The organism is Pseudophaeobacter profundi (assembly GCF_029697505.1).
Taxonomy (GTDB): domain Bacteria; phylum Pseudomonadota; class Alphaproteobacteria; order Rhodobacterales; family Rhodobacteraceae; genus Pseudophaeobacter; species Pseudophaeobacter profundi.
In genome coordinates, this window is sequence record NZ_JARJEF010000003.1 from 113,661 (window position 1) to 136,327 (window position 22,667).

Sequence of the window (22,667 nt, forward strand, 5' to 3'; positions counted from 1 at the left end):
GCAAAAAACCTCTGGTTTCTATGGTCTTTTGTCACACTACGCGTTGTGTTCCGACACAACATAACGATAATGTTGCCCGATGAGGCCCCACAGTTCGGGCAGTTTTAAGGAGATCTGAGAGTGTCCAAACCGATGACAAAAACCCAGCTTGTTGCCACTCTGGCTGAGGAAATGGGCGAAGATAAAAAGACCGCAGGCGCTGCTCTTGAAGCCGTCTGTGCCTTGATCACACGCGAAGTTTCCAACGGCGGTGCCGTGACCCTGCCTGGTGTCGGAAAAATTTATTGCCGCGAGCGCCCCGAGCGCGAAGTGCGCAACCCCGCCACCGGCGAAAAGTTCATGAAGGAAGCCGACAAGGTTGTGAAAATGACCATTGCCAAGGCTCTGAAAGACAGCGTCAACGGCGAAGCCTGATCCCAGCCCTTTTGGGGATCTAGCCAAGAAAATCAGGGTCGCCTTTGGCGGCCCTTTTTTTGTGGCAGCGCCCTTTGCTGCCGGGGGCACTCCGACGGCTTGCGTGCAAAAGCGGAACACCCCAGAGAATTCCATTTGCTGTCCCTGCCCGCCTTGCTAAAGATCGGTAGCAGGGCGGGCAGGCGATCTGCCACCAGGGAAAGGCCAGGGTCATGGATATTCGCGCAATCGCAATGGGGCTGACCTTTGCCCTTATGTGGTCCTCTGCCTTTACCTCGGCGCGGATCATTGTGATGGACGCCTCGCCGCTGTTTTCGCTTGCGGTGCGCTTTCTGATTTCTGGCCTGATCGGCGTCGCCATCGCCCGCGCCCTGGGCCAAACCTGGCGGCTGAGCCGCAGCCAATGGCGCGCCACGGTGATCTTTGGCCTGTGCCAGAACGCGCTGTATCTGGGGCTAAACTTTGTTGCCATGCAATGGATCGAAGCCTCGCTGGCTGCCATCATTGCCTCCACCATGCCGCTCTGTGTTGCGCTGGCATCCTGGGTGATCTTTGGCGATCGGATCAAGCCGCTGGGCCTGCTGGGCCTGATGGCAGGTGTGGCCGGTGTGGCGCTGATCATGGGCACCCGGATCAATGCCGGGGTTGACCTCTTTGGCCTTGTGCTCTGCTTTGCCGGGGTCGCGGCGCTGACAGTGGCAACCCTGGCGCTGCGTGGCGCCACATCGGGTGGCAACTTCATGATGGTGGTGGGGCTGCAGATGCTGATTGGATCGGCCATCCTGTTTGTTGCGGCCCCCCTCAGCGAAGAGATCTTTGTCACGCCCACCCTACGGCTGGGACTGGCCTTCGCATATACCACCCTGGTGCCCGGCTTGATGGCAACTTTTATCTGGGTACTGCTGCTGAATCGTATCGGTGCCATTCGCGCCGCCACCTTTCATTTCCTCAACCCCGTCTTTGGCGTCGCCATCGCCAGCCTGCTTCTGGGGGAACGCCTTGGCCTGCTGGATGTGCTGGGGGTCGGGGTGGTGACCCTAGGTATCCTGGCGGTGCAACTTTCGCGCCAACCCAGCGTCAGCGCCGCAGCCGCCGCCCCACAGACCGCCCGCCCGCAGCCCAGATAACGCAATATGAAACGCGCGCCACTTTGGCCCAATTAGGCTTGGTTTTCTGAAACCAGATGGCGCCTTCGTCCGAAATAATACCCCAACACCAATCGCATTCCCCCCAGGCCAATCCTTCGCCACCCAGCCCGCAACGACCCAAAAGCGGGCTATCACTTCACTGTTGTCTGGGGGTGTTGAAGATGCGTCACGCGATCGACCGTTCAGCCGGGAAGCCCGCCGATTTTTTCAATGGAGGCCAAGTCGTTGTCCCAGTTCGCGCGGCTGGAAAAGCAGATATGCGCCTTGGGTCGTATATCGATCTGGCTATCAAGTGACCCTGCTGGCACGACAAGAATACCAGCAGATGCTTGAGAAACCGGCAGCGCGGAACCGCATTCGGTGCAGAAGCTCTTCACGTGTCGTGACCCAGGAATTTGGAATGTCTTGATATTTCCTTCGCCTGACACCCAGGTGATCTTTGCCGTCGACGAAAACAGGTTTGCCGAATGTGCTGAACCGCTGTCCTTGCGGCAGCGGCTACAGTGGCAAAGGAAGAAGCTCTCGAACGCTCCCGATATCGAGAACTTCACAGCGCCACATAGGCACTGTCCGGTGGCCAGATTGTCGTCCATTCACACTGCTCTCCACATGCAAGCGGCCTGCCGCCGGTCGACTACGATTTGATTGGTCCGTTGTATCCGCGTGTAGGATCACGGTCAATTTGGGCTCCGGCCGAACCTTTGGGGCATCTGGGCGATAGTTCGGTATTTCCAGCGTTTGGAGCAATTGATCACCTGCCGACCAAAACGATCTGTCGGGAGACACGCGCCTGTGAACAAAAATTGCAATTTTCCAACCGCGCCCCATCTTTCACCCCGTAGCCACCCACGCCGCCAGAGGCTAAAACCATTCTGGAACACCGCACAGGACGGAGGATTTCATGACCAAATACAGCAAAGACCCCGCGGCCATTGCCGCCCTCTCTGAGGAAGAATTCTACGTCACCCAACGCGCCGGTACCGAACGCCCCGGCACCGGCAAGCTGCTCTCCAATAAAGAGGTTGGCATCTATGTCGACATCGTATCGGGGGAGCCGCTGTTTGCATCTGGCGACAAATACGATTCTGGCTGCGGCTGGCCCAGCTTTACCAAACCGATCGAACCCGCCCATGTCAGCGAACTGGAGGATCGCGCCCTTGGCATGATCCGCACCGAAGTCCGATCAACCCATGGCGACAGCCACCTGGGCCATGTCTTTCCTGACGGGCCAGCAGAACATGGCGGGCTGCGCTACTGCATCAACTCTGCCTCGCTGCGCTTTATCCCGCTGGCCGACATGGCAGACGAAGGCTATGCAGACTACATCAACCAGGTGGAGGAAAGATCATGAACGAACGCGCTGTTCTGGCAGGGGGATGTTTTTGGGGCATGCAGGATCTGATCCGCAAGCGCAAAGGCGTGCTGAAAACCCGCGTCGGCTATACCGGCGGCGATGTGGCCCATGCCACCTATCAGAACCACGGCACCCATGCGGAAGGGATCGAAATAGTCTTTGATCCCAGCCAGACATCCTATCGGGATCTGCTGGAGTTCTTCTTTCAGATCCACGATCCCACAACTGAAAACCGCCAAGGCAATGATCTGGGGATGAGCTACCGTTCGGCGATCTACTATGTCGACGATGCCCAAAAGGCGACCGCGCTCGACACCATCGCAGATGTCGAAGCCTGCGGCCTCTGGCCTGGCAAAGTCGTGACCGAAGTCGAGCCTGCTGGCGATTTCTGGGAGGCAGAGCCAGAGCATCAAGACTATCTGGAGCGCCGACCAGATGGCTATACCTGCCACTTTGCCCGCCCCGACTGGGTGCTGCCAAAACGCAAAGACGCGGCTGAATAGCCAAGATTAGAGCCACACAAAGGCCAGGGCCTCGCGCTATTTCAGTGCGGGGCTTCTCATCTCTGGCTATTGTTCAGCCCCTTAGCCCTTGGCGACCCTGGGACGCCCACTGGCCTCGACCGTCACCATCGCTTCGACAAACACATCGCGCGCCTCGACTGTGGCGGTGCGAATGTCGCGGCTGATATCAATGTGAATATCCTGCGCACCGGCCAGTTCGGCGTCACCGCGCGCCTGCCCCTGCAAGGCCTGTTCCAGCACCTGCAGCGCCACGTCAGAGCTGGAAAAATCCTGCGGGCCACTGTCCAAATGGACCCGAAACTTCCCCTCGGCCGGGCAGGTAACACTGCCACTGCGCCGCATGGTGACACGCCCGACAACCGCACCAATCGCATTGGCGACACCGGCGTGTTGCGGCAGCAGCATACGGCACTTCAGCCGCTCACCAACCGCCGGATAATAACTGGGCGCCGAGGCCCCAAGCCCGACAACATCCACATTGATCGCAGTATCCAGCGCCAGAATGCCCCGATGCGCCGCCAGCCCACGCCGGGTCAGGACATGACGCGCCAGATCACGGGCCCGATCTGCCCCCTGATCCTTCGCCGCCCCTTCAACTGGCAAGCCAAAATCGGCGCCATCCTCAAAGAATGCGGTCTCTAACAAGGCCAATGAGGTTTGTTCTGTCAACTGGTCCACAATCATCTGCGCCAGGGCCTGGGCATCCGGGGCCAGGGGCTCTCCGCTACCAATCCGGCGACGGGCAAACAGCGTCAGCGCCTTTTCGGCCGCCAAGGCGTCCCAGACCTGTACCCGACCCAACAGGTGGCTCGCATCCGAGGGCGTGATACCGGCAACCTGCACCAGCCCCCGATCCAGCAGGCGGCCCAACGCCCCCTGATCAATCCGGTTCCGAAGGATGGCGCCCAAGGGATGTACCTCTGTGCCGATGCGCTCCAACAGGGCACGCTCTCGCGGGCCAATCCCGACAGCAGGCAGGCCAGGAACCGCGCGCAGAAACCGACCGTCATATTCCCCCACGACCGGCGCGTTTAGCTGCCTGTCCAAGGCACCATGCACGACCTCTGCGGCCTCAACCGCCATCAAAGAGATGGGCAACACCCGGCGTGGGCCAAGAACCACCCCGCCCTGCAGGCCGCTGGCACACGCATGCACCTGGCTGTCACCGCCCAGGCCTGTGGTGCGCATCGCCACCGCCTCGACCATGGTGCGAAATTCGCCGACCCGCGCGCCGGCAGGATCAATCGCCGGTTTCCCATCGCGGATCAACGCCACATCGGTGGTGGTGCCGCCAATATCGCTGACCAGGGCATGATCCACCCCCGTCAACCAGCGCGCCCCCACAAGCGAAGCCGCCGGACCGCTCAGGATGGTTTCAATCGGACGTGCCCGGGCCTGTTGCGCCGACATCAACGCACCATCACCGCGCACAACCATCATCGGCCCAGTAATACCCAGCTCGACCAGCCTGTCTTGCGCCCGGCCAATCAACCGGTCAATCATCCCAATAAGCCGCGCATTTAGCACAGCCGTCAGGGCCCGCTTGGGTCCATTCAACCGGGCTGACAGCTGATGCGAACAGGTCACCGGCTTGCCGGTTACCTCAGCAATAAGACTGGCAGCGGCCAGCTCATGCGCTGGATTGCGCGTGGCAAAGACCGAAGCCACGGCAAAGCCCGAAACCTCTGCCGCCTCTGTCTCTAAAAAGCGCTTTAGAGACAGATAATCCAACGCAGTCACCTCTCCCCCCGCGTGATTGTGCCCCCCTGCCACAACCAGTGCCGGATCGCCTTTCAACGCCTCTTTCAGCCCGTGGCGATCCAGATCGGTCGCTTCAAATCCAATGTAAACGAGCGCAATCTGACCGCCCTGCCCTTCGACCAGCGCATTGGTGGCCAGGGTGGTCGACAGGGCCGCCATGCTGATCTCGGCTGCGTCACATCCAGATTGCAGCAATACCTCCCCTACGGCAGAGCCTATGCCGATGGCCAGATCCCCGCGCGTCGTCAGAGCCTTGGCGCTGGCGATCACCTCCACCTCATCGCGGATCAAAACCGCATCCGTATAGGTCCCGCCGGTATCGACCCCAAGCAATAGCGCCATGCCACCCTCTCCATTCTGTTCGCATGCCGGGTGTAACGCCTATTTGCGCCGGGTCCATCCTGTTTGCGTCATGTCAGACGTTGAACAGCCCATCGTGCCGCATCTGCCACCGTGGGGTCCGGATCATCGACCAGGCCAGCTGCCACGGCGCGCAAATCGGGCTGGTTGGAATTGCCAATCGCATAGAGCACATTGCGCACAAACCGATCCCGCCCTACCCGCTTGATTGGCGAGCCGGAGAAATACGCGCGAAACGCCGCATCATCCAGCACCGCCAGCTCTGCCAGTCTTGGCGCCTGCAATTCGGCACGGGCTGCATAGCGCAGATCGCTGGCCGCGACGGCAAACTTATTCCAAGGACAGGCAGACAGACAGTCATCACAGCCGTAGATCCGATTGCCCAGCTTGCGGCGCAACTCTGGCTCAATCGGGCCCTTGTGCTCAATCGTCAGATAGGAAATGCAGCGCCGCGCGTCCATCTGGTAAGGCGCTGTAAAGGCCTCGGTCGGACAGGCGGTCAAACAGGCAGAGCAAGATCCACAGCGATCCGGTTCCGGCGCATCCACCTGCAGCTCAAGCGTGGTAAAAACAGAGCCTAAAAAGGCCCAATTCCCCCAATCCCGACTCACCAGATTGGTATGTTTACCCTGCCAACCCAGCCCGGCCGCCTGCCCCAGCGGCTTCTCCGGCACCGGTGCGGTGTCAACAAAGACCTTCACCTGCGCCGCCTCACCCTGCTGCTTTGCCGCATCAATCAACCAGCGCGCCAAACGCTTCAGACGCTTCTTTACCAGATCGTGATAATCCTTGTTGCGGGCATAGACCGAAACCGCACCACGATCGGCGCAGCCCACCACCGCCATCGGGTCTTCCTCCGGGGTATAGCTCTCGGCCAGCATGATCACTGATCGCGCCTCCGGCCACAGCGCGGCTGGATCGCCGCGCCAATGGCTTCGCTCTGCCATCCAGCCCATCTGCCCGTGATAGCCCTTGTCAAGAAAGCGCTGCAGCCGGGCCGGCACCTGCGGCACATCACCGGGTCGACAGATCTTGCAGGCCACAAACCCCTCTGAAAGGGCCTGTGCAACCAACCGCTCCTTCAGTTCGGACCCGTTCTTCATTTGGCCAACAATATCCTCAGGGGTGAATTGCCTTTGCAAAAGGCAAGAGGGGGCAGACAGCCCCCCCACTGCACGAACCGCTCAAAAGTCGAGATCGGCATAATGGGCGGGCGGGCGAAAACCGGCAATCTGATCCGCCAGGATTGACCGAAACGCCGGGCGCGATTTGATCTTGGCATACCAGTCTTTCACCACGGCCGAGCGGTTCCAATCGACATCCGAAATATAATCAAGCGAAGACAGATGCGCGGCGGCGGCAAAATCAGCCAGGCTCATCTGATCACCGGCCAGCCAGCGCCGATGATCCAGCAGCCAGGTCATGTAATCAAGATGATACTTGATCGCCTTGGCCCCCGCCTTGACGTTCTTGCTGTCCGGATAGCCTTCACCGGTGACCTTCTTGTTGACCCGCTCATACAGCAGCTTTGATGTTACCTCGCTATGGAACTTGTCGTCAAACCAGCTGACAATACGGCGCACCTCATAGCGGCCATCGGGATCAGATGGCATCAGCGGCGGCGTCGGCCGGGTCTCTTCCAGATACTCGCAGATGGCGGCGCTCTCAGACATCATCTTGCCATCCAACCGGATGACCGGCACCTTGCCCGCCGGATTGCGGCGCAGAAAATCCGGGTCCGCCTCCCAATAGCGTTCTTCGACCAGCTCGACTTCAATCTTTTTTTCCGCCAGCGACAGGCGAATTTTCCGACAAAAAGGCGAAAGCGGGACATGATAGAGACGGGCCATGGGGACTTTTGAAACTCCGGGTCGAGCTGCAGGAATGATTTCCAGCAATGCCCTGTGTGTCACAAAACTTCAATCCTCGAAACAGCCGGCCCGCCCATCTGCGCGGATGGTGGCTGCCCCATCGCGGATACTGGCCGCTCGGCGCACCACAAACTTGCTTGGTCGTGCAGCAGACCGTTGCTTTGGATTGGGCAAGACGGCCGCAATAAGCGCCGCCTGGCGGGCACTCAACTGATCCGGGCCGACGCCAAAATAATGCCGCGCGGCGGCCTCGGCACCAAAAATGCCTTTGTCCATCTCGGCCACGTTGAGATAGACTTCGAGAATACGCTTTTTGCTCCAAAAGACTTCAACCAGGGGCGTGAGCAGGGTTTCCAGCGCCTTGCGCGGCCAGCTGCGCCCCTGCCACAGAAAGACGTTTTTCACCACCTGCTGCGACAGGGTAGAGCCCCCCCGCTGGCCGCCCTCGGCCAGGGCGGCGCGGATGGCCTGCACATCGATCCCCCAATGCTGGCAGAACCGTGCATCCTCGGCCGCCACGACAGAGCGCACCAGCACCGGTGCCATATGGTCAAGCGGCACCCATTCCTGATCAACCTGCCCCAGGCGGCGCTTTTCGCTCCAGATCGTATGGGTGGTGGGCGGGTTCACCACGGAAAACAACAGCACCAACAGCGTGGCCAGGGCAGCAAAGCCCAGCACGGCCCGCAAAATCCACCGCCGCAGCCAGCGCAGCGGCACCGCCAGCTGCGTCCGAATCCAGCTGCCTGCGGGTTTTGCCTGCTTTTTGGTTTTTTTTGCTGCCTTTGCCATGTCTCTCTATAGAATAGCAGCGCCGTCAGAACCAACTGCAAAAGCCGCCTGCTGTGCGGGCATCCGCCGGATTCTCCGGGAAAAAAATGCCCCGCAGGCGGTGAACCTACGGGGCATTTATATCGGAGCTATCGGCGCGGGCCTATTCGGCGGGAACCGCCGCCTGCTCCGTGCTCAAGGGATAGGCCAGTTTGTCCAGCATTTCGGTTGGGCAAACCTGCAGGAAGTTCCCCTTCTCCAGATCCCAGTTCTGCAGAATCTCTGCCGCCTTGCGACTGCCGGTTTCTGCCAGGTGGCGTTCAATCAGGCCCTTCATCTCGGCTTCCCAATGGGCCACCGAAACCGGACAGACAACCAGGCCTTCCATGTTCATCATGGTTTCCGCCTGGCCATCAGGATCATAGAGATAGGCCATACCGCCGGTCATGCCTGCGCCAAAGTTGGCTCCGATGCTGCCAAGAATGACTGCAACGCCGCCCGTCATGTATTCGCAGCCACATGCCCCACAGCCTTCGATCACCACCTTGGCGCCCGAGTTCCTTACGGCAAAGCGTTCGCCTGCGCGACCTGCCGCAAACAGGTAGCCATCGGTGGCACCGTAAAGCACGGTATTGCCGACAATGGTGTTTTCGCTGGCAACCAGAGGCGAAGCCATCGGAGGACGCACCACAATGGTACCGCCCGACAGACCCTTGCCAACATAGTCATTGGCATCGCCCGAAACTTCCAGCTTCAGCCCCGGCGCTGCAAAGGCCCCCAGAGATTGCCCGGCAGAGCCTTGCAATTTCACCGTCAGGTGATCCGGCTGGAACGCATTGCGCATGCCGAAGTTGCGCACGATGTGGCTCGAGGTGCGGGTGCCCACAGATCGGTGGGTGTTTTGCACCGCATAAGACAGCTGCATCTTTTCACCATCCTGTAGGAAACGCGCCGCGTCGCGGACAATTTCGCTGTCCAGGGTATCTGGCACCGGGTTGCGATCCTTGTCGCGGTTGTAAACGATATTGGCAGAACCATCGACGGTGATCAGCAGCGGATTCAGATCCAGATCATCCAGATGTGCCGAGCCACGCGACACCTGTGCCAGCAGATCGGCACGGCCGATCACCTCGTCCAGACTGCGCGCACCAATAGAGGCCAGGATTTCCCGCACTTCCTGCGCATAGAAGGTGATCAGATTGACCACTTTATCCGCCGTGCCGGTGAACTTTTCCCGCAGGGCTTCGTCCTGGGTACAGACGCCAACCGGGCAGGTATTGGACTGACACTGGCGCACCATGATGCAGCCCATGGCGATCAGCGCTGCGGTGCCGATGCCGTATTCCTCGGCCCCGAGCATCGCCGCCATGACGATATCACGCCCGGTGCGCAGGCCCCCATCTGTGCGCAGGGTGACGCGTTCCCGCAGGTTGTTCATCGCCAACACCTGATGCGCCTCGGTGAGGCCCATTTCCCAGGGCAGACCGGCATATTTAATCGAGGTCGCAGGCGAGGCCCCGGTGCCGCCATTATGGCCCGAGATCAGAATGACATCGGCCTTGGCCTTGGCCACGCCAGCGGCAATGGTGCCAACCCCGGAGGAGGCCACCAGTTTCACCGTCACTTTGCAGCGCGGATTGATCTGCTTCAGATCATAGATCAGCTGTGCCAGATCCTCGATCGAGTAGATATCATGGTGCGGCGGTGGTGAAATCAGCGTCACGCCCTTGGTTGAATGGCGCAGACGGGCAATCAGGTCGGTGACCTTCATACCGGGCAGCTGGCCACCCTCGCCGGGCTTGGCCCCCTGGGCCACCTTGATCTCCAGCTCTTCGCACTGGTTCAGGTATTCGGCGGTAACACCAAAGCGCCCCGAAGCCACCTGCTTGATCTTGGCACTGGGGTTGTCGCCATTGGGTTCCGGCACAAAATGCGCCGGATCCTCGCCGCCCTCGCCAGAGTCAGACTTGGCCCCGATCCGGTTCATCGCCACGTTCAGCGTCTTATGCGCCTCCGGGCTCAGGGCGCCCAGGCTCATGCCCGGCGTGACAAAACGTTTGCGGATCGAGGTGATGCTTTCCACTTCCTCGATCGGCACCGATTTGCCAAGCGGCTTGATGTCGAGCAGATCGCGCAGGTGGATCGGCGGGTTGGTCTGCATCTTGGCGGAATACTGTTTCCACATCTCGAATGAGGCGCGGTTACAGGCCATCTGCAACATATGCATCGAGGTGGCTTCCCAAGCGTGAGTTTCGCCGGATTTGCGCGCTTTGTAAAAACCCCCGATTGGCAGGATATTTTCAGCGCTCTTCCACCCACGGGCGTGGATTTCTTCCGCCTTGACCTGAATGCCGCTGACGCCGATGCCGGAGATACGGCTGGTCATGCCGGGGAAAAACTCGGCGCACATGGCGCGCGACAGGCCCACCGCTTCGAAGTTGAGCCCGCCACGGTAGGACGAGATCACCGAGATCCCCATCTTCGCCATAATCTTGAGAAGGCCCTGGTCGATGGCATCGCGGTAGCGCGCCACATTTTCCGTCAGGGTGCCATCCAGCAGGCCGCGTTCAATGCGGTCAGCCAGCGAATCTTCGGCCAGGTAGGCGTTGACCACGGTGGCACCGCAGCCGATCAGCACAGCAAAATAATGCGGGTCAACACATTCGGCGGCACGCACATTGATCGAGCAGAAGGTCCGCAGGCCCTTGCGCGTCAGGTGCGAATGCACCGCCGATGTCGCCAGGATCATCGGCATGGCAACGCGGTTGGCATCAGAATATTGATCGCTCAGCACCAGATGCCCGGCACCTGAACGCACCGCATCTTCGGCCTCGGCACGGATACGTTCGAGCGCCTGGCTAAGCGAGCCCTCGGCCGGATCAAAGGAACAGTCGATTTCCGCCAGTGGGGCGGTGAATTCACTGACCAGCTTGTCCCATTGGGCATTGCCGACAAAGGGGCTTTCCAACACGACGATTTCGGTCTGGCTGCTGTCTTCATCCAGAACGTTCTTGAGGTTGCTGAAGCGGGTCTTCAGCGACATCACCCGGAATTCACGTAGTGAATCGATCGGCGGGTTGGTCACCTGGCTAAAGTTCTGGCGGAAGAAATGCGACAGCGGGCGGTACTGTTTCGACAGCACAGCCGAGGGCGTGTCATCGCCCATGGATGCCAGGGTTTCCTTGCCATCTTCGGCCATCGGCGACAGGATCTGCTCCAGCTCTTCGATGGTATAGCCCGCTGCCACCTGACGGCGACGCAGCTCTTCTCCGGTAAAGAGCGGCGCTTCGGTGACGGTGGCAAGGGTTTGATCCACATCGTTGATCTTGCTCACCCAATCGCCAAAGGGCAGCGCCGCAGAGAGTTTGTCCTTGATCTGGGTGTCGTTGTACAACTTGCCCTTTTTCATATCGACTGCCAGCATCTGACCGGGGCCAAGCGCGCCCTTTTCCACCACAGTGGCTTCGTCGATCGGGACCATGCCGGCCTCGGATCCGGCAATCACCAGCCCATCGCCTGTCACCACATAGCGCATGGGGCGCAGGCCGTTGCGGTCAAGGCCCGCACAGACCCAGCGGCCATCGGTCATCGCCAGGGCGGCAGGACCATCCCAGGGTTCCATCACAGAGTTGCAGTAGGAATACATGTCGCGCCAGGCCTGGGGCAGCTCTACCGCCTGCTTTGACCAGCTTTCCGGTACCAGCATGGTCTTGGCCATTGGCGCCGACCGGCCTGCACGCACCAGAACCTCAAACACCGAATCCAGCGCAGCCGAGTCGGATGATCCGCCGGCGATGATCGGTTTGATATCTTCGGCGTAATCGCCAAAGGTGGTGCTGGCCATGCGGATTTCGTGGCTTTTCAGCCAGTTCATATTGCCGCGCAGCGTGTTGATTTCACCGTTATGCGCCAACATACGGAAGGGCTGGGCCAGCCACCACTGCGGAAAGGTATTGGTGGAATAGCGCTGGTGATAGATCGCAAAGGCGCTTTCAAACCGTTCATCCATCAGATCGGGGTAGAAGACAGCAACCTGTTCCGCCAGCATCATGCCCTTGTAGATGATCGAGCGGCAGGACAGCGAGGCAAGATACAGCTCGCCAATCCCGGCGGCGGCAGCGGCCTTCTCAATACGGCGGCGGATCACATAAAGCTCGCGTTCGAAGGTTTCCTCGTCCACGCCCTTGGAGTTGGAGATCAGGATCTGTTCGATTTCGGGGCGGGTTGCGTTGGCCTTGCCGCCAAGGCAGGTCACATCCACCGGCACATGGCGCCAGCCATAGATGTAATAGCCCATACGCAAAACTTCGGTTTCAACGATGGTCCGGCAGGTTTCCTGGGCACCGAAATCGGTGCGCGGCAGAAAGACCTGGCCCACGGCCATCAGCTGATCTTCGCGTGGCACATGGCCGGTGCGTTTGATCTGATCATAAAAGAAAGGCACCGGGATCTGCACATGGATGCCAGCCCCGTCACCGGTCTTGCCATCGGCATCAACCGCCCCCCGGTGCCAAATCGCCTTGAGCGCATCAATACCGGCCTCAACGACGCTGCGGCTGGCCTTGCCATCCACCGCCACCACAAGCCCAACCCCACAAGAGGAATGCTCTTCTGCTTCGGTATAAAGACCGTTTTCCGCCATCCACTTACGTTTGGCTTCTTCGGCGCGCACCCAGTCCGCGTCATAGTTGACTGCATCACGATTGGTCATTGGTCGTCTCCTTCTGCCGCGGGGCGAAACGCTGTCATTACATCCGCTTCGGTCATCTGCCGTTGCGTTCCAGTAAAGGCGTAGCCTTCGGGTTTCTTGTCGATATAGAATTCCAGGTCGAGAGTGTTCCCGCCGGTATTTTCAAAGAGGCCAGCAGCCATTTGGACCTGGCCGTGCATGTCACCGGGCGCGGTAATGCGATACCAAAGCGCCGAGCCGCAGGTGCTGCAAAAGGCGCGTTCCGCCCAGTCGGACGACCTGTAGGTCGTTACCGGCCCCAGCGCTGCATAGCCCGAGGCCGCCGGGATGGTCATCAACGTCGAGCTGGTCCAGCGACGGCACATGTCGCAATGACAGGCCCGCAACGTGTTTTGCGCTGGCGTCATTGACACGGTAACCGCACCGCACATGCATTGGCCTTGCAACTCGCTCATTTACCCTGGCTCCCTTGCGGTGGCTTTTGTGGCTACTCGGCTGCGACCGAAGCAGCAGCACTGTTAAAACGCTCAACCAGCGCATCGGCGCAGTCGCGGCCATCCTTGATAGCCCAGACCACCAGCGAGGCACCGCGCACGATGTCGCCAATGGCATAGACGCCATCCAGATCGGTCGCGCCGGTACGGAACGCCGCCTTGATGGTGCCCCAGCGGGTCACCGGCAGATCGGGCTGATCCCACAGGGTTGGCAGCGCTTCCGGCTCAAAGCCCAGCGCCTTGATCACCAGATCGGCCTCTTCCACATAATCGGCACCCTCGATCACCTCGGGGGCCTGACGTCCGGTTGCATCGGGCTGGCCCAGGCGCATTTTTTGCACCATGACGCCGGAAACCTTGCCGCCTGCATCCGCAAAGCCTTTGGGCGCGGTCAGCCATTCAAACTGCACGCCTTCCTCTTCGGCGTTCTGGGTTTCACGCTGCGAGCCGGGCATATTGGCGCGGTCGCGGCGGTACAGACATTTGACCGAGGTCGCCCCCTGCCGGATCGAGGTGCGCAGGCAATCCATCGCGGTATCGCCACCGCCAATCACCACAACCTTCTTGCCGGCCGCATTCAGGGTGCCGTTTTCAAAATCTTCCACCGTGTCGCCAAAGTTCGACGCGCGGTTGGCAGCTGTAAGGAAATCGATCGCCTTGACGATACCAGTTGCACCAGAGCCGGGCATTTCCAGATCGCGCGATTTATAGACGCCGGTAGCGATGATCACCGCGTCATGCTTGGCGCGGATCTCATCAAAACTGATGTCTTCGCCAATATTGCAATTCATCACAAAGGTGACGCCACCATCAGCCAAAAGCTGGTTGCGACGCATCACCACGTCTTTTTCCAGCTTGAAACCGGGAATACCATAGGTGAGCAATCCCCCCGCCCGGTCATAGCGATCATAGACCGTGACCTGAATGCCCGCACGGCGCAGCATATCCGCCGCCGCCAGCCCGCCAGGGCCCGCGCCGATGATACCAACGCTTTCGCCGCGTTCCTGTGCCGGGACAATCGGTTTGACCCAGCCCTTATCCCAGGCGGTATCGGTGATGTATTTTTCGACAGCCCCAATGGTGACGGTGCCATGGCCCGACTGTTCAATCACGCAGTTGCCTTCACACAGGCGATCCTGCGGGCAGATGCGGCCGCAGATTTCGGGGAAAGTATTGGTGGCCTGGGAGGTCTGATAGGCCTCTTGCAGGCGGCCAGTCGCCGTCAGATGCAGCCAGTCGGGGATGTTGTTGTGCAGCGGGCAGTGGGACTGGCAATAGGGCACGCCACATTGGCTGCAGCGGCTGGCCTGCTCTTCAGCCTTGGTCGCAGCGTATTCCGCATAGATTTCGTCAAAGTCTTCCCGCCGGGTATCAGCGGCGCGCTTTTGCGGCATATCGCGTGCGATCTTCACGAATTTGAGCATCGGTTGCTTGGCCATGGGCGAACTCCCTAGTTTGGCTGGCTGCGACAGGTCCGGTCTGGAGCGCTGCGAGATTAGGTAAACACTGCTGACCCAAATTGAGCAGCTTCAGCCCGTGATACTGATTTCTGCAGAATTGTACAGGAATTTTGGGGCCACATCGGACCTAAAACCGCCCTTCCCTATCTAGCTGCAGGATTTATACAAGACGCATTGTTTTCACCCCCTGACATCCCACCAGACACTGGGCCAGCCACCAGGGAAAATACCGCGCCAAAGTTCCGTGACATCTCTTTTCAGGACCCCATTATGCCACTACTGCAACTTATTCTTGTCGCGCTGATCCAGGGAATAACTGAATTTCTGCCTGTTTCCTCCTCTGGGCATCTGATTCTCCTGCCGGGCCTGACCGGATACGCCGATCAGGGGCAGGTGATCGATGTGGCGGTGCATGTTGGCACCCTTGCGGCGGTCGTGATCTACTTCTGGCAGGATGTCCGCATCGGGCTGATCGGGCTTGTCCGACTGGTGCGGGGCCGGGCAGACACCCCCGGAGCGCGGCTGGCGCTGGGGCTGATCGTCGCCACCATCCCCACGGTGCTGTTTGGGGCCTTTCTGCATTTCACCCATCTTAGTGATGCACTGCGCACACCAGCGGTGATTGGCTGGACCATGCTGATCTTTGGCATCGTCCTCTATGTGGCGGATCAAAAAGGCGACACCCAAAAACAGGCCAGTGACTGGGGGCTGCGCGATGCGCTGATCATGGGGCTCTGGCAGATGATCGCCCTGATCCCGGGCACCTCACGGTCTGGCATCACAATCACCGGGGCACGGCAATTGGGATATAACCGCGAAGATGGCGCCCGGATCGCCATGCTGATGTCTATCCCGACCATCATCGCCTCGGGGCTGCTGCTTGGAACCGAGGTCGCGCTAGAGGCAAATACGGCTCTGCTCCGCGACGCAGCCCTTGCCGCCCTGCTGGCGCTGTTCTCTGCCCTCGCAGCGCTGAGCCTGATGATGCGGCTGCTGCGCTCGGTCAGCTTTACGCCCTATGTGATCTATCGGGTACTTCTGGGCCTTGCCTTGCTGTGCTATGCCTACGGCGCCTGACCTCCGCACCGCACAAAAAGAAAGGGGCGCTGGATCTCTCCGCGCCCCATCCTGATCTATCGCCGAACAGGCCAGACCTCAGGCATCGCCCTTGAGATTGCGCGCCGAGGCGGTCATCTCGTCATACTGGCCAGAGGGGCGGAATTTCCACAAATAGCTTGGCAGAATCGGGCCGAGCATTTCCGGGGTGATGCCAAGATCCCCAAAGCCAAGCGCGCCGTCAGAAACCACATTGTCCCGGCCCAGGTTTTTCAGCTGGTCGCGGGTCAGCACCTTGTTTTCGATCAGTTGCAGACTGATGGTCTGCAGCATGTCAAACCCAAAGGCGATGGGCCAAGCCGCAAAGCCCGGCAACGACAGCACCAAGCGGCGGCGCAGGATGACATCGCACATCTGCTTCATCAGGTCCGCAAAGCTCTTCACCTCGGGGCCGCCCAATTCATAGATGCCGGGCTTGGCTTCGCCCAGAACACCCTTGACCGCAGCACGGGCCACATCATCGACATAGACCGGCTGGAACAATGTCTTGCCCTTGGCAATCGGCAGCACTGGCGACAGGCTGGCCATGCCGGCAAACCGATTGAAGAACTGATCTTCAGCGCCAAAAATAACAGAAGGACGCAGAATCACCGCATCCGGGAAAGCCGCAAGAACGGCCGCTTCGCCCTCTGCCTTGGTCCGGGCATATTCGCTGGCCCCCTGGGGGTCTGCACCAAGCGCCGAAATATGCACCAACTGGCCAATGCCCTGGCTTTGGGCGATCTGTGCCACCCGCGCCGCGCCTTCGGCCTGGACTGCGGAAAACGTATTCTTGCCATGCGCGTTCAGCACGCCAACGCAGTTCACCACCGCATCCGCGCCCTGCATCGCCGCCGCAACCGAGCCCGCATCGCGGATATTGCACAGAACTGGCTCGACCTGACCTGGCACACCATAGGGCTTTACATGCATGGCCTCGTTGGGTCTGCGAACCGCAACCCGCACCCGCCAGCCCTCTTTTGCCATGCGCCGTGCGATGTAGCGGCCGACAAAACCAGACCCGCCATAAATCGTGACCAGTTTGGACATCTCTTGGCTCCTGAAATAGCTATGCCCCCGATCTACCGCTCCTTCGCCTTTCAAACAAGGCGCAAAACATACCGGCCGCGGCACAATGGCCGCAGATTCTGCATTTGCCCGCTACGCAGGCTGCCAAGCTTTCAGTTGCTTCACGTTCCGTTCGGCACTACCAATTTTAGCTAAGTAGATGTCAGCTAATGCATTATAAATATGCAATAAATAATCATATTTAACGAGGCCGACACGCGTTTAGTAGAGAGGCATGAAAATGGTAGCCATTCCTGGAAGATCCCAAGTGCGCAATAGCCTTGAAAGCGACCGGATGAACCTGGAGAGCTTTATCACGGAATTTTACCGCATCTTCTTTGACCTCTCGCCGCAGGTCAGGCCACTTTTCCCAACTGATACCGCGCGGCTCGAGGCAAAGATGATGGGCACCCTAACCCATCTGGCCGAGGCCCTGGACAGCAACACCCGGCTAGATGCGATCCTCCGCAAGCTCGGCGACAAGCATCGCGGCATGCTGATCTCTGATGCCCATTTCGAGAGTTTCATCGAGAGCTTCATCACTGCGCTTTCCAGAACACTTGGCCCGGAATGGAACACAGAGAGCCAGCAGGCCTGGGACAAATTCCTGCGTTTTGTGGCCAAAAGAATGAACTATACGGCTGAAGCTTAACCCCCCATCACAACACACAGGCCGCGCCGCCTGACCCGACAAAAAATAGTTTTGCAAAAACTGAAAAATCTATTTGACGCCCCTCTCGCAGGGGCCTATACGCCCCTTCACGACACCTGCCCAGGTGGCGGAATTGGTAGACGCGCTAGCTTCAGGTGCTAGTATTGGCAACGATGTGGAGGTTCGAGTCCTCTCCTGGGCACCACCTTACAATCCGATCCGGACAGGCACTGTACACCTTGAACGGAAAGGTTGTTTTAGGTTTACCCCCCTTCCGACGGACTAAGTGCAAGAGGGTGAGAAACCCAACCGAACACTGCCCTATTGGACGCCCAATCCCCCTTTTTCCATATACCCTAAGGGTTTGAGAGAACGCGCATGGAAATTGCGAACGCAGTTCGATCCGGCACGTCAGATCTCAAGATTTCATCGAATTGTTCGTCAACTTTCCCCCTGGCAATCGATTTCTCTTTTGCCCCTACCGGTATCTGCATATCCCGCTGAACCGGGAAGGCTGGAAAGTAACCTGAAAGACACGCTGCCGATCTACCGCAAATAGGGCCTGACGATGCGCAAACGCGGTGGCCGCATGCTTACGATTGGCACCCATGCGCCGATGGCAAATCTGCAAGGCACGAACCAATGATGGGCGCTGGACTTCCCGCGGCGCGAAAAATATGCGCGCCGCGAAAAATACGGGTTCATCTACAGGCGATTAGAAATCCAGATTCTCGACGCTCAGCGCGTTTTTCTGGATGAACTCTCTGCGGGGTTCCACCACATCGCCCATCAGTTTGGTAAAGAGATCATCCGCCCCGACCAAATCATCGACACGCACCTGCAACAGGGTACGCGCGTCAGGGTCCAGCGTGGTTTCCCACAGTTGGTCAGGGTTCATCTCTCCCAATCCTTTGTAGCGCTGCAGAGACAGGCCCTTTTCGCCCTCTTCCATGATCGCCTTCAGCAGCTCAAGCGGGCCGTGAATGGCCTGCGTCCGGTCGCGGCGGGCCAGCTGTGCCGAGGTGTTGTAGACCTCTTGCAGGCTCTTGGTGAAACTGCCGGTTTTGCGGGCCTCGCCCGAGCGCAGCATTGGCCCGTCCAGGGTGCGTACTTCCTCGACGCCACGCAGGATGCGGGCCAGACGAATCCCATGATCCTGGGTGATCCGACCATGCCAGCCTTTTTCATATTCCAGCGCAATCAGATCAAGCCGGGCCGCGACCTTGTCGGCCACCCCTTGCAGATCTGAATCAACCGCACCAGGAACAAAGGCCCCGGAAACAGCGGCCTGTTCCAGAATGTGCCGTGGGTAATGGGTTGGGAAGGCATCAAGCACCCGCTTCAACTGGCGCGCCTCATCGACGACGCGGACCAGATCCTGCCCGACAAGCTCTTCACCAGTGCCCAGCTTCAGGGTGGCACCGTCGACCCCCTGCTGGATCAGGTAATCGTCCATTTCGGCTTGGTCTTTCAGATAGACTTCCGATTTGCCGCGCGCCACTTTGTACAGCGGCGGCTGGGCGATATAGAGATACCCGCCTTCGATCAGCTCGGGCATTTGCCGGTAAAAGAAGGTCAGCAGCAGGGTGCGGATATGGGCACCGTCGACATCCGCATCGGTCATGATGACGATCTTGTGGTAGCGCAGTTTACTGATGTCAAATTCATCGCGGCCAATGCCGGTACCCAGCGCCATCACCATATTACCGATTTCCTGGCTGCCCAGCATCCGGTCAAAGCGCGCCCGCTCGACATTCAGGATCTTACCCTTCAGCGGCAAGATAGCCTGGGTTTTCCGGTCACGGCCCGTCTGGGCAGAGCCGCCGGCAGAGTCACCCTCCACCAGGAATATTTCAGTGTTTACAGGGTCTTTGTCCGAACAATCCTTGAGTTTTGAGCTCAGGAAATTCAGATCCATCGGGTTTTTGCGCCGCGTCAGTTCACGCGCCTTGCGCGCAGCCTCGCGGGCAAGGGCAGCCTCCACCACCTTGCCGACGATCTGCTTGGCCTCGGCGGGGTTTTCCTCAAACCATTCCGCCAGCTTTTCGTTCACCAGGCTTTCCACCACCGGGCGCACTTCGGACGAAACCAGCTTATCCTTGGTCTGGCTAGAGAATTTGGGATCCGGTACCTTTACCGACAGGACACAGGTCAGACCTTCGCGGGCATCATCGCCGGTAAAAGTGACCTTTTCTTTCTTGGCGATACCGCTGGACTGGGCATAGTTGTTGATGGTGCGAGTCAGCGCGCCACGAAAGCCCGCCAAATGGGTGCCACCGTCGCGCTGGGGGATGTTGTTGGTAAAGGGCAGCACCGCTTCGTGGTAGCTGTCATTCCACCACATCGCCACTTCGACAACGATGTCGTCTTTTTCACCGATGATATAGACTGGCGTATCCATCACCGGGGTTTTCGACCGATCAAGGTACTTCACGAATTCCTTGACGCCACCTTCATAGCAAAGCTCGGTCTCAAGCCGTTCTGCCGGGCGCTCATCAATCAGGATGATCTTGACGCCCGAATTCAGAAAGGCCAGTTCCCGCAGTCGCTTTTCCAGCGTTTCAAAGACGTAATCCAGATTGGAAAATGTATCGGTCGAGGCCATGAAGCGGACCTCGGTGCCGGTGCGATCGCCGCAGTCACCCACCACCTTCAGGTGTTCAGCGGTATCGCCGCGTTCAAACCGCGCGACATGTTCCTTGCCTTCCCGCCAGATCCGCAGCTCCAGCCAATCGCTCAGCGCGTTCACAACCGAAACGCCAACCCCGTGCAGACCGCCGGAGACCTTATAAGAGTTGCTGTCGAATTTGCCGCCCGCATGCAGCTGGGTCATGATGACCTCGGCCGCCGAGACGCCCTCTTCTTCGTGGATGCCAACCGGAATCCCGCGACCATTATCGCTGACCGAGACACTGGAATCAGCGTGAATTTTGACGGTTACCGCATCAGCATGACCGGCCAAGGCCTCATCAATACCGTTGTCCACCACCTCATAGACCATATGGTGCAAACCAGAGCCATCATCCGTGTCCCCGATATACATCCCAGGACGCTTGCGAACCGCCTCTAACCCTTTGAGAACCTTGATGGAATCTGCGCCATAGTCGGCCGGGTTCTGTTCGATATCAGACATTCGCGATTTCCTGTTTTATCTTTGGGATTTTATACCCAACCGCGCCCCTATTGTCACCCACAGAGCCCGGTTTTTATTGATCGTGAGCAGGGGCGTAGAACAACAGCGCGCCGCGCCTGTCAGCCGCGTCCGGGCTGGGTTGTGATCAGGTGAAGGGCAACAGCAGCCCCACGGCGATCAACAGGCCGCCCGACACCCTATTCATTCGCCGCAGCGCCCGGTCAGAAGCAAGCACCACCCGCAGACGATGCACCATCGCCGCCATGCTCAGGTTTCCCAGCAAGGGCACTGCAAAGGACAGGCAGGCAATCACAGCGACATCCAGCAGGGTGGTCGCACCAAGGTCAAAGAATCCCGGCAATAGCCCCATGTAGAACAATACTGCCTTGGGGTTGCCAAGGATCACCGCCAGCCCAGCAACAAAGCCAGCCCAGAGACCGGGGCGGGTCAGGGCGCGGTTTTCGCTCAGCTTGCGGTTCGCGTGGCGCAACACCAGTACACCCATCACGACGAACATCACACAGGCCCCCCAGCGCAATACAAGCATCACCTCTGCAAGGCTTGCCGCCAGCCAAGACATGCCGCCGATCGCTACCAACGACCAGAAGACATCGCCGCAGGCCACCCCAAGCGCCAACGGCCAGGCGGCATGAAACCCGCCAGACACCGACCGGGCCATCACTGCCAGCCAGACCGGCCCCGGCGTCAGAAACAACACAAACAGCGCCCCGGCATAGAGCAGCAGATCCCAGATCGACAAGCTCACGACTGCAACAGCCCCGAACCGCCTGCGGTCTCTGTCACCGCAATCCGCTGGGCGCGCCCGCCCAGCTCGGCAAAGAGCTCGGGCCCGGTGCCCGTCATCCAGGCCTGAGTGCCCAGGGCGCAAATCTCATCATAAAGGGCCGCCCGGCGCGCCGCATCCAGATGGGCGGCAACCTCATCCAGCAACAGGATGGGCGGCGCCCCCTCTGCAGCCGACAGCGCCCGGGCATTGGCCAGGATCAGCGAAACCAAAAGCGCCTTTTGTTCTCCGGTCGAACAGTCCTTGGCAGCAATCCCCTTGCGGGCATAGGTGCCGATCAGATCGCTGCGATGCGGGCCAACCAACGTGCGCCCCACGGCCATGTCGCGCAGCCGCCCATCGGCAAGGGCAGCCGCCAGATCCGCCTCGCTCTCGGGCATCTCGCCCTCGGATTGGATCAGTTGCAGATCGGCGGTGGGAAACTGCGTCTCGGTATTGGTCTGCGCTGCGGCAAGCCGCGTCAGGGACTGACAGCGCGCCTGATGAATGCGATGCCCGGCAGCGGCCATCTGCGCCTCAAGCACCCGGTACCAGGCCGCATCGCGGATCTGTTCCTTCAGCAATTTATTGCGTTCGCGCATGGCTTTTTCATAGGCAAGTGTTGCCTCGGCGTGGTCGGGATCAAAGCTCAGCGCGATCCGATCCAGGAAACGGCGGCGGCCTTCGGCAGCCTCAACCCAGAGCCGATCCATCACCGGCACCAGCCAGACGACCCGGCAAATCTGCCCCAGCGCAATTTGATTAGAGGCCTTGTTGTCGATCCGCACCTGCCGCGCCGCGCCCGCCTCTGACCATGTTTCAACCTCATAGGCCTGTTCGGGCGCCTGTAGTACCGCCTTGAGCTTCCAGCCAGGGGCATCGGGGCGGCGCACCATCTCGGCTGCACTGGCCCGGCGCAATCCGCGCCCCGGTGAAAACAGCGAAACTGCCTCCAGAATATTGGTCTTGCCCGCACCATTGTTGCCATGGATGGCCACGGGGCGGCCATCCAGATGCAAATCCGCCCGCAGATGCGAGCGAAAATGAGATAGAGTCAGTTCAGTTAAGGCCAACATGACTGGGCGCGC

Annotated in this window: 18 protein-coding genes and 1 tRNA gene; 7 read left to right on the top strand and 12 right to left on the bottom strand. The window is 59.6% G+C overall.

Annotation, left to right across the window (positions count from 1 at the left end; genetic code table 11):
• The first annotated feature begins 120 nt into the window (after positions 1-120).
• Both P2081_RS06480 and P2081_RS06485 read left to right on the top strand, forming a co-directional pair.
• A complete protein-coding gene (locus tag P2081_RS06480) occupies positions 121-414 on the top strand; it encodes an HU family DNA-binding protein (RefSeq protein WP_232401587.1) in 294 nt (97 codons plus the stop codon).
• A gap of 212 nt (positions 415-626) precedes the next feature.
• A complete protein-coding gene (locus tag P2081_RS06485) occupies positions 627-1,541 on the top strand; it encodes a DMT family transporter (RefSeq protein WP_278922061.1) in 915 nt (304 codons plus the stop codon).
• A gap of 203 nt (positions 1,542-1,744) precedes the next feature.
• On the opposite strand, the gene P2081_RS06490 is transcribed toward P2081_RS06485, so the two are convergent.
• Entirely contained in the window at positions 1,745-2,155 is a 411-nt protein-coding gene (locus tag P2081_RS06490) for a GFA family protein (protein WP_278922062.1), read from the bottom strand.
• Between the two features lie 308 nt (positions 2,156-2,463).
• Between P2081_RS06490 and msrB the strand changes: the two genes are divergently transcribed.
• Positions 2,464-2,913: a peptide-methionine (R)-S-oxide reductase MsrB gene (msrB, locus tag P2081_RS06495; RefSeq protein WP_278922063.1), complete on the top strand. Its 450-nt coding sequence runs from the start codon at positions 2,464-2,466 to the stop codon at positions 2,911-2,913.
• Positions 2,910-3,419, top strand: coding sequence for a peptide-methionine (S)-S-oxide reductase MsrA (gene msrA, locus P2081_RS06500; RefSeq protein ID WP_278922064.1), 510 nt, complete (start codon positions 2,910-2,912; stop codon positions 3,417-3,419). Before msrB ends, msrA begins: the two co-directional genes overlap by 4 nt.
• 81 nt (positions 3,420-3,500) lie before the next feature.
• Here msrA and P2081_RS06505 read toward each other — a convergent pair whose 3' ends face one another.
• From P2081_RS06505 to P2081_RS06535, 7 genes are all read right to left on the bottom strand, one after another.
• Entirely contained in the window at positions 3,501-5,543 is a 2,043-nt protein-coding gene (locus P2081_RS06505) for a hydantoinase/oxoprolinase N-terminal domain-containing protein (protein WP_278922065.1), read from the bottom strand.
• Between the two features lie 68 nt (positions 5,544-5,611).
• On the bottom strand, positions 5,612-6,664 hold the full coding sequence (queG, locus tag P2081_RS06510; protein ID WP_278922066.1) for a tRNA epoxyqueuosine(34) reductase QueG: 1,053 nt from the start codon (positions 6,662-6,664) through the stop codon (positions 5,612-5,614).
• 81 nt (positions 6,665-6,745) lie between these two features.
• Positions 6,746-7,411 carry an FtsZ-binding protein FzlA gene (gene fzlA, locus P2081_RS06515; protein ID WP_278922067.1) on the bottom strand — a complete coding sequence of 222 codons (666 nt, stop codon included), beginning with the start codon at positions 7,409-7,411 and terminating at the stop codon, positions 6,746-6,748.
• Positions 7,412-7,480: 69 nt separating this feature from the next.
• On the bottom strand, positions 7,481-8,224 hold the full coding sequence (gene mtgA, locus P2081_RS06520) for a monofunctional biosynthetic peptidoglycan transglycosylase (protein ID WP_278922068.1): 744 nt from the start codon (positions 8,222-8,224) through the stop codon (positions 7,481-7,483).
• A 142-nt stretch (positions 8,225-8,366) separates the two neighbouring features.
• On the bottom strand, positions 8,367-12,914 hold the full coding sequence (gltB, locus tag P2081_RS06525) for a glutamate synthase large subunit (RefSeq protein ID WP_278922069.1): 4,548 nt from the start codon (positions 12,912-12,914) through the stop codon (positions 8,367-8,369).
• Complete coding sequence (locus P2081_RS06530) at positions 12,911-13,348, bottom strand: GFA family protein (protein WP_278922070.1); 438 nt, start codon at positions 13,346-13,348, stop codon at positions 12,911-12,913. Before P2081_RS06530 ends, gltB begins: the two co-directional genes overlap by 4 nt.
• Positions 13,349-13,380: 32 nt before the next feature.
• A complete protein-coding gene (locus P2081_RS06535) occupies positions 13,381-14,826 on the bottom strand; it encodes an NAD(P)-dependent oxidoreductase (protein WP_278922071.1) in 1,446 nt (481 codons plus the stop codon).
• Between the two features lie 291 nt (positions 14,827-15,117).
• Here P2081_RS06535 and P2081_RS06540 point away from each other — a divergent pair, with 291 nt between their 5' ends.
• Entirely contained in the window at positions 15,118-15,924 is an 807-nt protein-coding gene (locus tag P2081_RS06540; RefSeq protein WP_278922072.1) for an undecaprenyl-diphosphate phosphatase, read from the top strand.
• Between the two features lie 78 nt (positions 15,925-16,002).
• Here the strand turns inward: P2081_RS06540 and P2081_RS06545 are convergent, their stop codons facing one another.
• Positions 16,003-16,992 (bottom strand): complex I NDUFA9 subunit family protein, encoded by a 990-nt coding sequence (locus P2081_RS06545; RefSeq protein ID WP_278922073.1) that lies wholly within the window; start codon positions 16,990-16,992, stop codon positions 16,003-16,005.
• Between the two features lie 286 nt (positions 16,993-17,278).
• Here P2081_RS06545 and P2081_RS06550 point away from each other — a divergent pair, with 286 nt between their 5' ends.
• Positions 17,279-17,662 carry a globin gene (locus P2081_RS06550; RefSeq protein ID WP_278922074.1) on the top strand — a complete coding sequence of 128 codons (384 nt, stop codon included), beginning with the start codon at positions 17,279-17,281 and terminating at the stop codon, positions 17,660-17,662.
• Between the two features lie 118 nt (positions 17,663-17,780).
• Positions 17,781-17,867 (top strand) — tRNA-Leu (locus P2081_RS06555).
• A gap of 510 nt (positions 17,868-18,377) precedes the next feature.
• On the opposite strand, the gene gyrB is transcribed toward P2081_RS06555, so the two are convergent.
• From gyrB to recF, 3 genes are all read right to left on the bottom strand, one after another.
• Entirely contained in the window at positions 18,378-20,795 is a 2,418-nt protein-coding gene (gene gyrB / locus P2081_RS06560) for a DNA topoisomerase (ATP-hydrolyzing) subunit B (protein WP_278922075.1), read from the bottom strand.
• Between the two features lie 145 nt (positions 20,796-20,940).
• Positions 20,941-21,561, bottom strand: coding sequence for a LysE family translocator (locus tag P2081_RS06565; RefSeq protein ID WP_278922076.1), 621 nt, complete (start codon positions 21,559-21,561; stop codon positions 20,941-20,943).
• Positions 21,558-22,655, bottom strand: a complete 1,098-nt coding sequence (gene recF / locus P2081_RS06570; RefSeq protein WP_278922077.1) for a DNA replication/repair protein RecF — start codon at positions 22,653-22,655, stop codon at positions 21,558-21,560. The genes P2081_RS06565 and recF overlap by 4 nt, the downstream gene beginning before the upstream one ends.
• Between the last annotated feature and the right edge of the window lie 12 nt (positions 22,656-22,667).